The sequence below is a fragment of the Polaribacter sp. Asnod1-A03 genome (assembly GCF_045063585.1).
In the GTDB taxonomy this organism is placed as follows: Bacteria; Bacteroidota; Bacteroidia; order Flavobacteriales; family Flavobacteriaceae; genus Polaribacter.
In genome coordinates this window covers 3465323-3479807 of the sequence record NZ_JBEFOE010000009.1, presented here as the reverse complement: position 1 = coordinate 3479807, position 14485 = coordinate 3465323, and the positions used below count along the sequence as shown (strand labels likewise).

Here is a 14485-nt window from a genome sequence, read left to right as displayed (position 1 = left end):
ATTATTAAAATATTTTAAACGTTTTGTTGACGATAATATCAATCTCCTTAATATTCTTCGTTTTTAAAGAAATATATTGAAAACCAATATCTTTTATAATTTGTAAACTTGGCAAAGGTATTGCATTTAATTCTGTTGCATTAACTTGAGTATTCCCGCTTAATGACCTGAAATAGGCATCAAAAATCGAACTATTATATAAAACTGATAAACCATATACTTCCTCAAGCTCGAGCTCTCCATCTGATTTGTAAAGGTAATTAAGATGATTCTCAATACCTATCATTTTGTATTTCAAGCTATCTTTTACGTGAGGAGTTGCAACAAGTTTCGATTTGTCATCTTTAGAACTAAATCTTCTTAAAAAGATATAGTTCTTACTTTCTATCGTTTTAGAGTTTGAAAGATTTCCATTTTGAATCCAAGCTTCTTTAGATACTTTTTTCTTTGGCCATTCTAACTTCATTTTAAAACAGTTGTGCATCCAAATTAATGGTACATAATTCGAGTTTTTAGGTTTTTTGTGTTCAAGTTGTTCTTTGCACCTATGTGGTACAACTGGACCCGTTGAAACTTTCATACCAAATGACCCTAAATTATTAGTCCAAAGAGAAAATAAATTCATTGCCTTTTCTTCAAGCTCATTAACTGGTAAGTGTATTATATTGAGTTTTCCGATTTTTTTAAAAAGCTCATTATGAGAAAATTCTTTACCTTTTGATAATCCTAAATCATTAACCCCTTGTGAATAAGAAATTTTTACTTTTGAAAGCTTCTTTTTATTCCTTGGAATCGCTTTCAAAATAATATTTTCTTGCAGTACTTTATCTCTTTTAAATCCATCTGTTCTCGAATTGAATAAATGAAAATATTGAATTTCAATTTCTTTTAAAAATGAGTTTTGAAAACTTTGGAAATATAAACCCGAAGTAAAACTTCTTGGAACTATAAAAACTAATTGACCTCTTCTTTTTAAGAGTTTAGAGGCTCCCATGAGAAAAAGACTGTAAATGTTTTGTTGTCCCTGTAGGTCAGTATCAAATATAGAAACTCTTTCATCTTCCTTTTTTAATTTAAAATAAGGAGGATTAGAAATTATACAATCATATACTGGCTCGTTAAATTCTTTGTTAAAATATCCTTTGTTAGAAATCAAAAAATCAGAGCATGAATAGTTTACAATAACCTTAACACCTCTTTTTTGTCCATAATCTACCAATAATTTGATTATATCATATACTAAAGACTCAATATCTGCATCTGTATCAAATGCATCTACTTCTATTTTCTTTATTTTTGTATTTTCGTTAATTATTCTCTCAATTAAAGCGCACGTTAGGGATAGTAAACCGCAGCCAGGATCTAAAATTTTAATAGTTTTTTTATCAAAACCTACATCTAATAGGCTTACCATAAATCTTGCGACTTTAGCTGATGTAAAAAATTGACCTAAAATCTTCTTCTGTTCTTTAGAAACTCTATCCGAGTATAATCTCCCAATTTCTTCAGATTTAAAAGATGGCAATTCTTCATAGTAAAAAGCACTACTTAATTTATTCACTCTATATTAGTTTTTAAGTTTTTCTTCACTAAAAATCTCTTAAATATTTTCCTTGAACCAACATCTAAAACTAGTAAATAAAACTAGAAGTTAAGTTAATCGACTCTAGATTAGCACACTTATTCTGGTTTTGTAATTCCTATATTTTTGAAAATTCCAGCTTTACTTGTCGACTTTTTAGATAAGTATTCTCCAAGTGTTATCATATATTTTTATCTCGAAAAACAAATTTAGTTCTTTAGAATTTTAGTTTAGAACTTCTAGACTATAATTTTAAATATTTCACAATCGTTTTCTTTTAATTTCAATTAGTTGGTGGGAATTTTAAATCCCTGAAAAAAGTAGCTTTAATTTGATAACCTTAATTTAAGGTTAAATGATTAAGCAATTTTTAATATGTATTATATCTTGTTTATCAATTCGTTTTTAAGCCAGTTAAAAGCTTTTTTTTGATTGTATATTACTTTTCCTCCTGTTCTTAATAAAGCTTCCATCATTACATTGTTTTAATTCTAGTATTCAACTCTGTAATTTGTTCTATTAGTTTATCAAAACTAATGGTATCTCCATAAAACATACTTTCTTGCATGGTTTTATAATCTTTTTCCCATTCTTTAATAGTTTCTTTTGGAGGAATAATGTTTATTTCAAGCGAAATATGATTTCCATAATCAATACCTCTTATTGCATTAAAATTCTTTCTATGGGCTACAATTATATTGTATAAATCAGAATCTTTTAAAGCTTCTACACCATGAGTAGTATCCATTAACTTTTCTAAATCATACAAATGCCGACTCATTCTTTCTACTCGTATGAATTTGGTTTCTTTTTGAAACTCTTCATGCAATAAGAATATTTTTTCTAAGAAGGTTCGTTTAGGAGATACTACAGGAATTACAATTTCTTTTTCCGCAAATGGAAGTTGGCTAAACTCACTTGAAACTATTGAAATAATTGCTTTTTCATCTACAGGTTCCATTAAAGACCTTGCACCAACTTCTATTAAAACTCTTGGTTTTAAATAATCAGATTCTTCCGTTAAAGATTTGTAACGTAATTCAATAATCAATGGGTCTGTATCTGTATTTTTTGTTTCTTGAACTACTAATTCGTAATCAGTTACCCCTAATTTTATTAGTTCGCTATTTATACCAGTATAAAAATCTTTCCCAATAAAGGAAAAAGAAGCCTTTCTTAGTTTCTTAACTTGTGTTTTACTCAATTCCCCTTCGAAACCAAGATGTTTTCTATCTATGACTAAATCAATATCTTCTGAAAAACGCTCTATTAAATTCCAAGCTTTACTAAGTGAAGTACCGCCTTTAAAAACTATTTGATTAGCATAAGGTAACGAGAAAATAATATTCAATGACAAAGTAACCCACCAATCTTTTTCGACCGCAGAAGATGGCAAACCAGAACGCTCACTTGTTTGATTAAAGATATTTATTTTATCTTTTTCACTAAGTTTTATAAAGTTTTTCATTGTTTTCTATTCTTTATAATTTTTGATATCCAAGCTGGAGCTAATTTAGCATCATGATCTATAATTTCTTTTTCTTCTAACTTAAGGTGATTATGAATTTTCTCTAATTGTTCATCCGTAGCGTTATCTTTTCCTATCTCTTTTAAGGCTTGTATAATTAAACCTGTTAATTTTCCTTTTACTGATAAGTTTTTGGGTGTAGTTCTTTTAAATTTAATGGTTCTTTTTCCAACAACAACACTACGAGAAGCTCCATCAGTTAAAAAAACAATATTCATAGGAACTTGAGTTGATAGTCCTAATTTATTTAGTGCTGTCATCCCTGTAGGAATAATTCGTGCTTTATCTCTATCTGCAATTGCATTAGCAATTTCTTCTATTGAAGGATATAATACACCCAATAGTTTGTCTTGCTTTGGGTATAAATATATTCCATGAGCTAATCTTATTAGAAACTCTTTATTAGTTAGTCTTAATAGCGATTTTTTTACAACTTCCACATTTCCAATAGCATCAAAGTTAGAAGGAAACAGAATACTCCCTCTTTTCATTGATTTTATTTTATTTTCAATTCTAGCTTGAACTGATTGCGTCATTGCTTAATTATTTATGTCCCAAATTTAGTAAATATTTGGGACATAAATTTGCTAAATTTAGATTTTAAATATAAAATTAGAATAGAAGAAATTATTTTGCTTGTAGTATCTTTTTAAAATCCAGAGATTACACTAATATAAAATTATAAAAAACTATTTAATCGTTCTAATATTGGTTTATGTAGACTGGTTAAATTTGAATTTAATAACACTTAAGTCTTACTTTACTATTTCTTAAAAAAGCAAATTGTTTTTAAAAATAAGACTTAGCACCGATAGAACAGGCATTGTATATTTATATAAAAGTATAAATGTCTCTTTACATAAAGTTATAGCAATTTTTACTTCTAAAACTTACTCTTGTAGTTTTTCCGTTTTAAAAATGATTTGATTTTCTCTTCATAGTAATGATTAAAAAATCAGATTGTTTTTAAAATGAGCCCTAGCGGCAGGCGACACATTATGTTCTGTTGTTCTAATCAAAGAATTTTATTTAGAACATTCTATTTTAAAAACATCAATTTGCTTTAAAAACCTCTTAAATTATTCTCTATTAATTTTTAAATTGGTTCAATTTCTTATCTATTAGATTATCAATATCAGCAAATTTTCTACAACCAGGTTAACTCATTACCCGACTATATGATAAAATTTTAGTTATTTTTTTTCCTTACAGACCTATTTTACTTTATTAAATAAAAGAAAATATACACTATTTTTTCCATTTTTAGACTTTTTAGAATTGCAAGTTCCGTAGCAAATCAACTCCTATTTTTATAGGCAATATATTTTTATGTAACTGAATTTGTTAAAATTCATGTGCATAAAGATACATCTTGCTCTCTTCTTTTTAAAACCTCTGATAAAATATACAACGCAATAATGATTATAAAAATTAAATTTTAAATTCATAAAAAGCAAAAAAATAAACGGAATTTTTTATATTATAAATAATTTAGGGATTCTTCTAAATTACCCCAATAATATAAATCGATAAAAATAATTTTCACCAAATTATATAAAACTACAAAAACACAATTATAGAAAAGTATAAAAACATATATATATAAGTGTATAAAATCATTTTCACCCAATTATATAAAACCACAAAAACATAATTATAGAAAAGTATAAAAATACAAATGAACAAGAAAACAAGCTTAAATAACTAAACAATAATCAAAATCGTCTGGACTCCCCCCTTAATTCAATAAAATTAAACATTTCATATAATCTATCTGCAACTCTTACTCCGTAATATTTTTTTATTTCTTCTATAGATAAGTTTGTAGTTACAAAAGTTTTAATGCCATATTTCTTGAAATTATTATACCTTATCTCTAAAATTCTTCCCATTAGCTTTTCACGAACTCCCCAAGAATTTGCTATTTTTTCTGTACCTAAATCATCAAAATGAATATTCCCCGTAACAAGTCGTTTAACCACCTCCTCTCCATTTATATTGTATTCTGTAATTACATCGTGAACAGACACATTTTTAAACCACAAGGGCTTTAAATTATATTTTAAGCTGATGTTTTGAATAATATCGAAAATTGAAGACTTTCCCGAACCACAATCACCATAAACTAATAAACCTTTCCTCAATTCTCCATTAGTTTCTTTTTCAAAATCAATATTATCAGTAAAGTATAAGGATATCAATTTCAAAAACATCTTATTATCATCATCTATAATAAATCGCCTATTCATTTTTAAAAAATACGCAGTAGCTTCTTTAAATAAAATTGCTTTAAATTCTTCTGTAGTCATTTTCTTGTCTGTTTTAATTATCGGATTTCTAACTTTTTTATTGTAATCTCTGTGCTTTTCTCTTTCTTTTTTTTCGAGCGAAATTCTTTTTTTTCTTTCTTTTTCAGATTCCATTCCTATTTTTATTTTTAATCGCTGACCTAAACTGCTCATAATTTTCTTGGATTTAATTTTACATTCTTCTTTAAATAATTATTAGGTTTATTATTTAATAGTTTATTATTATCCTTAAAGATATCTTGTATAGGCCTATTAAAGTTTACTTGTATAGGCTTATCAAATATTGTTATATACCTATTCAAGATTTCTTTAGTACCCTTATCCCTGTATAAATGCCTTTTTATATATCCGAATTCTTCTAATTGTTTAAGCCAAAAATTAATTGACTGCGTAGATACTTTGTACAAGTTTTCAAAGTATCTATTTGTAGCATAACAAAAACCAAGTTGATTCGTTAATGAAGTTATCTCTGCAAATAAAATTTTTGCATTTGGAGTTAGTCTTTTATCATACCTAACAGGTGCAGGTAAAATAGCGTAATAAGAGGGCTCTTTAGATTCCATTATTAGACACTTTTAACTAAATCCCTATTATTTCTAGCATATTCAAGTAGTTTCTTTTTTGAATAAAAAATAGGTCTCCCGATACGCATATATGCGTCTCTAGGGATTTTTCCAGATTTTCGCCAATCAATAATTGTGGTAACACTAATACCAAGAAGCGATGAAGCGGCTTTTTGAGAAAGCTTTTCATCATCAATAGGTATTGAAGAATCTACTAATTCTGTTTGCCTTATCTCGTTTATTACAAGTCTTACTGCTCTTACTAAATCGTCTTTACTGTGTGTGTAGAATAATACGTTTGCCATCTTAATTTGTTTGTGTTTAAATTAACTTTCGATGGGTGCAAGTTGGCTTAATATTGACTAAAAAAAAAGTTGACAAATTACTCTGTCAACTTTTTCAACAATAAAATGCGTTATATCAACACCTTACAATTGATGTTATTTCTGTAAACGATTTAAAGTTTGCTAACTCTATAAGTTTATTTATTGACAACTGATTAAGGTCTTGAGATATAACCTTTCTTAAATTACCACTTAAACCAATGTAACCTACATTTAATTCTTTTAAATCTGAGACTAAAATATCTTTAATCTTGGAAGCATTTTTTTCTTCAATATATTCTAGTTTTATAAAAAGAAGCAATACCGCTATAAATGGTTTAAATTTTTTCTTATTTAAGAAATCTATTGACTTTGACACCGTTTTATGTGTATTTGTAATTGCAGAATATTTGATATCAAACTGAAAACAATTAGAAATAAATTGATTAATTCTTTTAATTTTTTCTTCATTGATTTGTGTATCGTTGTTTTCAAAAAAAAGTACAAATAACTTACTTAATTTTTGAGGACTAATATTTAGTTTGAATTGCTCTTTTTTCTCTTTAACATTATCAGAATGTGGACTTAATCTTTCTATTAATTTTTCTATCTTTTTAATTGAAGAATCTAAAAAATTTAAATGATATTTATCTTTCAGTATTTCAAGCCTAATAACTTCCCTATGAAGGTCTTCAACTTCAAGTAAATCAAATTTTTCTTTTAATTGAAGCATCACTTTATCAAAATACTCTTCCAAAAGGTAAACTTCATTTTTAGTAGAAAAACTTTCACCTTGAGTACAAAAACCCTTTAAAAACTACGTTTTTAAAGGGTTTTTTAATTTTTGGGTGGCAAATTAGGTGGCAGTATTTATTGTATACTCTAATTTTCTTAAACAGATTATATCATGAAACTTTACTTTTTCATATATGAAAGTTGCCTCATAACACCTGTTTCATTAATTCTTTTAGTGACCATTGGAACACTTGCTCCATAATAGTTAGAAATATCAGATTTATTCATTCCTTTTTTTAAAGCCCATAAAAGAGATTCTTTAGGCAGTTGTAGGCAACCACCTAAACAGTTCGCTTCATCCTCTTGTTCCTCACCAAAGTCACGCATTAACAAAAAATCAAATTGAAATTCTGTTTCCCTCATTTTATGTACACAAATAATATGAGAGAATTCATGCATTAAATTACTTTGTTACCTTTCTGGTGAATGTGAGTGATTGTGAATGATAATTCTATCATCAGCTTTATTGGGTAGTGTAACAGCAGACCATTCATCATAGTGGTGAATCTCCGATTCAGGTATTTTAAAATCTAATAAAATATAACTGATTTTAAAAAAACGAACCAAGGTTAACTTCATAATAATTTACAATAGATATAAAAGTATAATTAGATCAAAATAAAATCATATTAAAACCTTAAAAGTCAATAAAGAGCCAAGGCTAAAACGATTCATTATTTAATAGTTAATATTTTTAAAGGTAATTCCATAGTAAATTTTACCAATATATTTGCTTTTTAAGGACGACTATAACTAAATTCATTTAATTTCATGCAATATCACCCCCTATTTTACCTTAAAAATTCTTCAGTCCTTAACCAATTCTTTTAAGTTTTTATCTTGGTCAATTTCCCAAATATTAAAAATACCATCTCCATCAAAATCAGTAACAGCTATTGCTTTTGCTTTAAAAGAGTTATTTGTTGCTTCTATAATTTGATATTCATAATTTGCAGGACCACCATTTTTCACCGTTTTTTCAGCTAAAAAGTCAATATTATCTAATTCATTTGAATATTTAGAATACATAAAAAAATGGTTGCGTTGTAGATTATGTAAAAGAACCAAGTGATTCTGTGCTTCCAAGGCTTTTGTCTTTGAAATAATTGGCATTAAATTGGGAATAGCTATTAAAATTAAAATTCCTATAATAACCAAAACAACAAGTAACTCTTGCATATTAAAAGCGGGTATTTTTTTAGAAAAAAGATTTCGAATTTTCATATGTATTATAACGGTTGGAATATACGTTGTTAAAAGTATTAAAAATAACAATAAATTCTTACATTTAACTTTTAAAAATAAGTTTTAGAAAATGAAAAAAAAAATACTTGTGATTTGTTCCATCGTTTTTTTGTGGAGTTGCGAAGCTATATTTGTTGAAGATTTATCTAATGAAAATGTTGTTTTACTAGCACCATTAAATAATACTGAAGTAACTAATGGAACGGTTCAATTTAATTGGGAAGATGTGCAAGAGGCTACATCTTATGAAATTCAGATAGCAAAACCTAGTTTCGCTACCGCTAGTCAAATTTTTCTAGATTCAATTACAGATGTAACTTTCATATCAAAAGAATTAGAGGTTGGAGATTATGAATGGCGTGTGAGTGCTTTAAATTCTGGCTATAATACCGATTATAGTCTAGGTGTTTTTAAAGTTAATTAAAATAAAAAAATTGTGATTAAAAAAATCTTTCCTTGTTTACTATTTTATTTGTTTTTTTTTCAAATAGGGTATTCTCAAAAACAATCTCTTAGGATCAATAAAATAGAAAAAAGTTTAGATAGTTTATCTATTGATATTTCAGGTTTAAATGAAAAAGTTGATTTTAGCTTGAGTGACACAGAATTACCTGTATTTATAAGAGCTATTGCTTCAGAACATAAAATTAATGTGAGTATTGATGCAACTTTAAACAAGATAAAAATTTCCCAAGATTTTTCAAATGCCTCAGTTAAGAACGTGTTATTGTATTTATGTAATGAGTATCAATTAACTATTGATCTTTTAGGATCAATTTTAAGTATAAAACGATATATCAAACCTTTTAAAGCGAGAGATATTAAAGCTAAATATAGTAGTGAAAAAGATCTATTTTCAGTCGATTTACAAAATGACACACTATTTGTAGCTTTTAAAGAAATTACAAATGTTACAGGAAAAAACTTAGTTTTCTCTCTTGATGATATTGGAAATCAAAAATTAACATCTTATATTAAAGATAAGCCTTTTGAAAGTGCCATTGATAAAATTGCTCTTGCAAATAACTTATTAGTTACAAAAACAAAGGATAATTATTATTTATTTGAAAGTGCTAATTCTCCAAATCAAAAAGGTATTACAGATACTCGAAGACAGAAACCAGCAAGATATAAAAATTCAAATTTTTACTTTAAGGTTCAAGATACAATAAAGCAAATAATAGATGTAGATTTTAAGAATATTGAAATAGCATCTATCATTAAAGATATTGGTTATGATTTAAATATTAACATGTATACAAGTAGTTTACTTACTGGGGCAGGCAATACAACTGTAAAAGCAACTAATATTACTTATGATAATTTATTAACTAAGGTTTTGGAAAACACCAATTTTAGTTATAAAAAGACAAATAATATTTATTATTTTGGAGAAGGAAAACAACCATCATTAACCAGTTCAGTGACGATTCCGCTACTACATCGCTCTATTGAAATAATGAACTCTTCAGTTCAAAGCAATCAAAATTCAAGTTTTAATTCTAATCAAAGTTATGGCAATAGTAGTAATAGTGTTAATCAAAATTATGGGAGTTATAGTAGTTTAAATACAAGTACCAATCTAAATTCAAATTTAAACTCAAATGTGGGTAATAGAAGTGCATTTCAAGATTACTCAAATCAATCAGATGCAATTATAGATTTAATTCCAAAAAAAATCACAGAAGGATTACAAATAACTACTGATGTGGAGCAGAATGCTTTTTTAGTTAATGGGAATGCACAAAAAATTGAGGCTTTTAAACGTTTTTTACAAACAATCGATAAACCAGTACCAGTAATTTTAATTGAAGTAATGATTATTGAGGTATCCAATTCTAGTTCCGTTTCTACAGGTTTGGACTTAGGGATTGGTGATGTACCTACAACAGATAGTGGTACTATTTTTTCTGGAGTAGATTTAACTTTAGGAGCTAATAGTATAAATAAAATTATAGGGGGGTTTAATGGTTTTGGATCCGTAAATATTGGAAAAGTAGTTCCTAATTTTTATGCAAGAATTCAAGCCTTGGAAACAAATGGACATCTAAAAATTAGATCTACTCCAAAATTATCCACTTTAAATGGTCATCAGGCAACACTATCAAGAGGAGAACGTTCTTATTATGCTGTTACGCAAACAAATACAATAGGCACACAAAACCCAGTAATCACAGATGTAAAGAACTATTATCCTATTGATGCCGATTTATCTATTGGGATAAGACCATTGGTTTCTGGTGATGGAAATATTACATTAAGTATAAATGTTTTACAATCTAGCTTTAATGGAGAGCGAATAGATACAGAGGCTCCTCCAGGAATGGATTCGAGAGAATTTACATCTACCATAAGAGTAAAAGACAAAGATATTGTTATTTTAGGAGGCATCGAAGAAACTTCTAGAAATAATTCTGGTTCAGGTGTTCCTTTTCTGTCAAAAGTTCCCATTATTAAATGGTTTTTTAGTAAACGCACTAGAACAGCTTCAAAAAGTAAATTATCGGTTTTAATCAAATCAACAATCATTAATTAATGATTCATCAGTCTATTAAATATGGCAAAAATTATGCAGCTATTGAGCATGCAGAAAATGGTTTTTTTTCAATCCTTCAATTAACTCAAAAAAACAAAGAGTTTGTTGTCACTCAAAAAAATATAACTAAAAATTTAGAAAATGGAATTGAATTTCTTAAAGGACAAAAACACCTTTTTTTAGTATTAAATGATGAAAAAGTATTGTCAAAAAAAATATTAAGTACTAATAGTGATGAAAAAATATTGATTAGAAACGCTTTTCCTAATATTTCATTATCAGATTTTTATTATCAAGTATATCAAAATACTAATTATTCATTTGTTTGTATTGCCAGAAGAGATAGTATCGATCATCTTTTAAATTATTATTCTCAAAAAGGAATTTCAGTAATTGATTTTTCTTTAGGGAATTTAGTAATACAGAATTTACAACCTTTTATAGAAAATAAAAAACTATTTTCTTCCAATGCTCAAATTGAATTTGATAACAATTCTATTAGTGATATTAAAAAGATAAATACTTCTAATGAAAATTATTTAATTAACGACTTAGAAGTTTCTAATATCGAAATACTACCGTTAGCTGGAATCATTTCTTATTATATAAAGAATGCATCTAGTGTTATTTCTAAAGAATTAAAACAAAAGTATTTTCATAAACGTTTTTTTGATGTTGGATTAAAAGTTGGGTTGGGCTTTTTATTAATACTATTGTTAGGGAATTTTTTCTTTTTTAGTTCTTATAGAGATAAAGTTAATGACTTTACTGGAGAATTACAGTTGAGGGAGTCTTATAAAAGTCAACTAAATAAATTACAGGAAGAAGTTACACAGAAGAAACGTTTGGTAGAAAGTGTGCAGTCAGCGTCCAATTCTAAACTTTCACAATATATAGACGAACTAGGAAGTAGTACACCAAATACAACACTATTATCGCAAGTTTTTTTTCAACCTATAGAAGGTGTGCAAAAGAAAGAAAAGGAATTACTCTTTAATCCAAATCAAATAATCGTGAAAGGAGTTTCAAAAGAAAATGAAGGTTTTTCTGATTGGATATCCTTCTTAGAGCAAAAAAAATGGATTAAAAAAATTTCTATCCATACGTATGGAAAAGGGAAAGAAGCAAGAAGTACTTCTACATTTGAATTTATAATTACAACTGATGACTGATAAACATAAAAATATAGGTTTGATTATTGGTTTTTTGTTACTGTTTATCATTTCCTATATCTTTTCTATTCAAAAAACAATTGATTTAAAAGCAAGATTAAAAGTATTAAAAAAAGAAAAAGAATTGTTGTCAAATGCCAGTGAACGAATTTTTAATTTACAACAAGAAAATAAGTATTTAGATTCGATTCTAAAACGAAAAGAGTTATCTATTGAAAACTCTTTTCAACAATTATTATTGAATAAATTAAATAATTTTAAAAAAGAAACTTCAATTGAAATTATCTCTTTTAACGAACCACACCAAATTATTAAGAATAATACTAATTTATTAACCTATTCTTTTGAAATTAGAGGGGGTTTTAATGCCTTATTGAAATTAACGAACTTTTTAGAAAAACAACAATTAGGGAAATTAGTTTCTGTTAATTTTGAAAAGAAAAAAAATTATAGAACAAATAGAGAGGAATTGACAGGGCAATTTTATTTGCAAAAATTAGAACAACAAAATTAAGAGATAAAATATGATTAAATAAATGGATTTATTACTAGAAATTATATTTATTCTAAACTTAGGTGTTATCTTTTATCAAGATATGAAAGAGAGAAAGGTTACTGCATGGATTTTAATTAGTGGTATTTTTTTAGGTGGATTCATTCATTATTTACATCAGCCTCAGATTGTGTTTCTCTCTAATATTGTAGTAAATAATTGCTTTGTGATTATGGCTTTTGGGATTCTATGGGTTTATGCAAAAATAAAGATTAAAAAAAATATTTTTGAAGTATTCGGATTTGGAGACTTGCTCTTTTTTATTTTAGTAGCAGTTAGTCTTCCTATTTTATCTTTTCTAATCGTTTTTGTTTTTTCATTGATTTTTTCATTAGTTATTTATCTATTACTAAAAAATAAATTAAAAGATAAAACAGTTCCCTTAGCAGGGTTGCAAAGTCTTTTTTTAGGACTTGTGCTAATTATTAATAAATTATTAATATTGAATATATACGTTTTATAAATGGATAAAAAACAGTTTGATATTACTACAGAACTCACTCAGTTGATATCAAGTGAGCAAGCTTATCAGTATCGAATTATTCCTGTGGCTAAAAATGAGAATCAATGGGTTTTTAAAACAGATGCGCAATCTATTGACGAATTAAGCAAAGAGCTTGCCATTGTTTTGGGGCAAAATATCTTACTTAAAAAAGAAAATGAGCATAGTATTCAAAAATATTTAGAAACCAATTATCGTAAAAGGAGCAATAATAGAGAGCAAAAATCTCTGATGTATTCAGAAGATTTTTTATTGAATGTAATTTATGAAGCTAAAGAAATTGGAAGTAGTGATATTCATTTTGAAATCTTTGAAAAACAGGCAAGAGTACGCTTAAGAATTGATGGGAAATTGATGGAACGTTATGTGATTTCTTTAGAAGAATATCCAAAGATTATCAACCGAATAAAGATTATGGCAAGTTTAGATATTTCTGAAAAAAGATTGCCACAAGATGGTCGAATTAATTTAACTACAGAAAGTGGAGATTTTGATATTCGTGTTTCTTCTCTTCCAACGCTACATGGTGAAAAATTAGTGTTAAGAATTTTATCAAAAAATAATATTCATGTTTCTTTAGATAATTTAGGTTTTACTGAGCAAGAACTAAAAACTTATATAACGGCAGTTCAAAAACCCAATGGAATTGTATTAATTTCTGGTCCAACAGGTTCTGGAAAAACGACGACTCTGTATGCCACATTGAAATTATTAAATAATGATTCTACAAATATTTTAACGATTGAAGATCCAATAGAATATACTTTAGAAGGGGTTAATCAAGTACAATTAAAGCAAAATATAGGGTTAGATTTTGCTAGTACATTACGTACTTTTTTAAGACAAGACCCTGATGTTATTATGGTCGGAGAAATAAGGGATGTTGCTACTGCTAATATGGCAATTAGAGCTTCTTTAACAGGACATTTAGTTTTATCTACGATTCATACAAATTCTGCTTGGGCAACAGTCTCTCGATTAATAGATATGGACATTCCATCTTTTTTAATTGCAAGTACTTTAAATGTTAGTGTTGCTCAAAGATTGGTAAGAAAACTATGTAGCAGTTGTAAAAGACCTAGATCGCAAACCTCTTACAGTATAAATATTGATATTATAAAAGAATTGAAAGACCTTAAAACTGATTATGAAGCTGTCGGATGTCCTAATTGTCATCAAACTGGTTATCAAGGCAGGAAAGCGGTGTACGAAATTATTCCAATTACAGAAGAATTAGTTCATAATATCAAAGAGAAACAATTAGAGATCAATCAATATTTAAAAATAAATAATATTGCCACATTAAAAACAAATATGATTCAATTAGTAAAAGAAGGCATTACTTCTATTGAAGAAGTATACCCTTTCTTAATTTAA

At 27.1% G+C, this 14485-nt stretch carries 16 protein-coding genes; 6 read left to right on the top strand and 10 right to left on the bottom strand.

The genetic code is table 11. The features are described from left to right. Window positions 1–4: 4 nt before the first annotated feature. From ACJJVY_RS15590 to ACJJVY_RS15545, 10 genes are all read right to left on the bottom strand, one after another. Complete coding sequence (locus tag ACJJVY_RS15590) at window positions 5–1561, bottom strand: Eco57I restriction-modification methylase domain-containing protein (RefSeq protein ID WP_405610922.1); 1557 nt, start codon at window positions 1559–1561, stop codon at window positions 5–7. A 496-nt stretch (window positions 1562–2057) separates the two neighbouring features. Further along, window positions 2058–3050, bottom strand: coding sequence for a nucleotidyl transferase AbiEii/AbiGii toxin family protein (locus tag ACJJVY_RS15585; RefSeq protein ID WP_405610919.1), 993 nt, complete (start codon window positions 3048–3050; stop codon window positions 2058–2060). Beyond that, window positions 3047–3646, bottom strand: coding sequence for a DUF6088 family protein (locus ACJJVY_RS15580; protein WP_405610916.1), 600 nt, complete (start codon window positions 3644–3646; stop codon window positions 3047–3049). Before ACJJVY_RS15580 ends, ACJJVY_RS15585 begins: the two co-directional genes overlap by 4 nt. 1179 nt (window positions 3647–4825) lie before the next feature. After that, complete coding sequence (locus ACJJVY_RS15575) at window positions 4826–5572, bottom strand: hypothetical protein (RefSeq protein WP_405610914.1); 747 nt, start codon at window positions 5570–5572, stop codon at window positions 4826–4828. Beyond that, window positions 5569–5982: a helix-turn-helix domain-containing protein gene (locus ACJJVY_RS15570; protein WP_405610911.1), complete on the bottom strand. Its 414-nt coding sequence runs from the start codon at window positions 5980–5982 to the stop codon at window positions 5569–5571. Before ACJJVY_RS15570 ends, ACJJVY_RS15575 begins: the two co-directional genes overlap by 4 nt. A 2-nt stretch (window positions 5983–5984) precedes the next feature. Further along, window positions 5985–6287 carry a helix-turn-helix domain-containing protein gene (locus ACJJVY_RS15565; RefSeq protein WP_405610908.1) on the bottom strand — a complete coding sequence of 101 codons (303 nt, stop codon included), beginning with the start codon at window positions 6285–6287 and terminating at the stop codon, window positions 5985–5987. Window positions 6288–6402: 115 nt separating this feature from the next. Next, entirely contained in the window at window positions 6403–7062 is a 660-nt protein-coding gene (locus ACJJVY_RS15560) for a hypothetical protein (protein WP_405610905.1), read from the bottom strand. A gap of 158 nt (window positions 7063–7220) precedes the next feature. Beyond that, on the bottom strand, window positions 7221–7499 hold the full coding sequence (locus ACJJVY_RS15555) for an ImmA/IrrE family metallo-endopeptidase (RefSeq protein WP_405610902.1): 279 nt from the start codon (window positions 7497–7499) through the stop codon (window positions 7221–7223). A gap of 12 nt (window positions 7500–7511) precedes the next feature. Next, window positions 7512–7679: a hypothetical protein gene (locus ACJJVY_RS15550; protein WP_405610900.1), complete on the bottom strand. Its 168-nt coding sequence runs from the start codon at window positions 7677–7679 to the stop codon at window positions 7512–7514. Between the two features lie 228 nt (window positions 7680–7907). Beyond that, window positions 7908–8324, bottom strand: a complete 417-nt coding sequence (locus ACJJVY_RS15545; RefSeq protein WP_405610897.1) for a prepilin-type N-terminal cleavage/methylation domain-containing protein — start codon at window positions 8322–8324, stop codon at window positions 7908–7910. A 109-nt stretch (window positions 8325–8433) separates the two neighbouring features. Here ACJJVY_RS15545 and ACJJVY_RS15540 point away from each other — a divergent pair, with 109 nt between their 5' ends. Genes ACJJVY_RS15540 through ACJJVY_RS15515 form a run of 6 tightly spaced genes read left to right on the top strand, consistent with a single transcriptional unit; the run spans window position 8434 to window position 14485 of the window. After that, complete coding sequence (locus ACJJVY_RS15540; protein ID WP_405610894.1) at window positions 8434–8769, top strand: hypothetical protein; 336 nt, start codon at window positions 8434–8436, stop codon at window positions 8767–8769. 12 nt (window positions 8770–8781) lie between these two features. Then, window positions 8782–10881, top strand: coding sequence for a type II secretion system protein GspD (locus tag ACJJVY_RS15535; RefSeq protein WP_405610891.1), 2100 nt, complete (start codon window positions 8782–8784; stop codon window positions 10879–10881). Next, window positions 10881–12053, top strand: a complete 1173-nt coding sequence (locus tag ACJJVY_RS15530; protein WP_405610888.1) for a hypothetical protein — start codon at window positions 10881–10883, stop codon at window positions 12051–12053. Before ACJJVY_RS15535 ends, ACJJVY_RS15530 begins: the two co-directional genes overlap by 1 nt. Further along, entirely contained in the window at window positions 12046–12567 is a 522-nt protein-coding gene (locus tag ACJJVY_RS15525) for a hypothetical protein (RefSeq protein ID WP_405610885.1), read from the top strand. The genes ACJJVY_RS15530 and ACJJVY_RS15525 overlap by 8 nt, the downstream gene beginning before the upstream one ends. A 22-nt stretch (window positions 12568–12589) precedes the next feature. Then, window positions 12590–13069 carry a hypothetical protein gene (locus tag ACJJVY_RS15520; RefSeq protein ID WP_405610882.1) on the top strand — a complete coding sequence of 160 codons (480 nt, stop codon included), beginning with the start codon at window positions 12590–12592 and terminating at the stop codon, window positions 13067–13069. Next, on the top strand, window positions 13070–14485 hold the full coding sequence (locus ACJJVY_RS15515) for a GspE/PulE family protein (RefSeq protein ID WP_405610879.1): 1416 nt from the start codon (window positions 13070–13072) through the stop codon (window positions 14483–14485).

Excerpts from the sequence above, each read along its gene's own strand:
- ACJJVY_RS15550 (WP_405610900.1), bottom strand. The coding sequence starts at position 7,679 with ATGAAGTTAACCTTGGTTCGTTTTTTTAAAATCAGTTATATTTTATTA.
- ACJJVY_RS15545 (WP_405610897.1), bottom strand. The coding sequence starts at position 8,324 with ATGAAAATTCGAAATCTTTTTTCTAAAAAAATACCCGCTTTTAATATG.
- ACJJVY_RS15555 (WP_405610902.1), bottom strand. The coding sequence starts at position 7,499 with ATGCATGAATTCTCTCATATTATTTGTGTACATAAAATGAGGGAAACA.
- ACJJVY_RS15530 (WP_405610888.1), top strand. The coding sequence starts at position 10,881 with ATGATTCATCAGTCTATTAAATATGGCAAAAATTATGCAGCTATTGAG.
- ACJJVY_RS15565 (WP_405610908.1), bottom strand. The coding sequence starts at position 6,287 with ATGGCAAACGTATTATTCTACACACACAGTAAAGACGATTTAGTAAGA.
- ACJJVY_RS15575 (WP_405610914.1), bottom strand. The coding sequence starts at position 5,572 with ATGAGCAGTTTAGGTCAGCGATTAAAAATAAAAATAGGAATGGAATCT.
- ACJJVY_RS15525 (WP_405610885.1), top strand. The coding sequence starts at position 12,046 with ATGACTGATAAACATAAAAATATAGGTTTGATTATTGGTTTTTTGTTA.
- ACJJVY_RS15580 (WP_405610916.1), bottom strand. The coding sequence starts at position 3,646 with ATGACGCAATCAGTTCAAGCTAGAATTGAAAATAAAATAAAATCAATG.
- ACJJVY_RS15570 (WP_405610911.1), bottom strand. The coding sequence starts at position 5,982 with ATGGAATCTAAAGAGCCCTCTTATTACGCTATTTTACCTGCACCTGTT.
- ACJJVY_RS15520 (WP_405610882.1), top strand. The coding sequence starts at position 12,590 with ATGGATTTATTACTAGAAATTATATTTATTCTAAACTTAGGTGTTATC.
- ACJJVY_RS15585 (WP_405610919.1), bottom strand. The coding sequence starts at position 3,050 with ATGAAAAACTTTATAAAACTTAGTGAAAAAGATAAAATAAATATCTTT.
- ACJJVY_RS15515 (WP_405610879.1), top strand. The coding sequence starts at position 13,070 with ATGGATAAAAAACAGTTTGATATTACTACAGAACTCACTCAGTTGATA.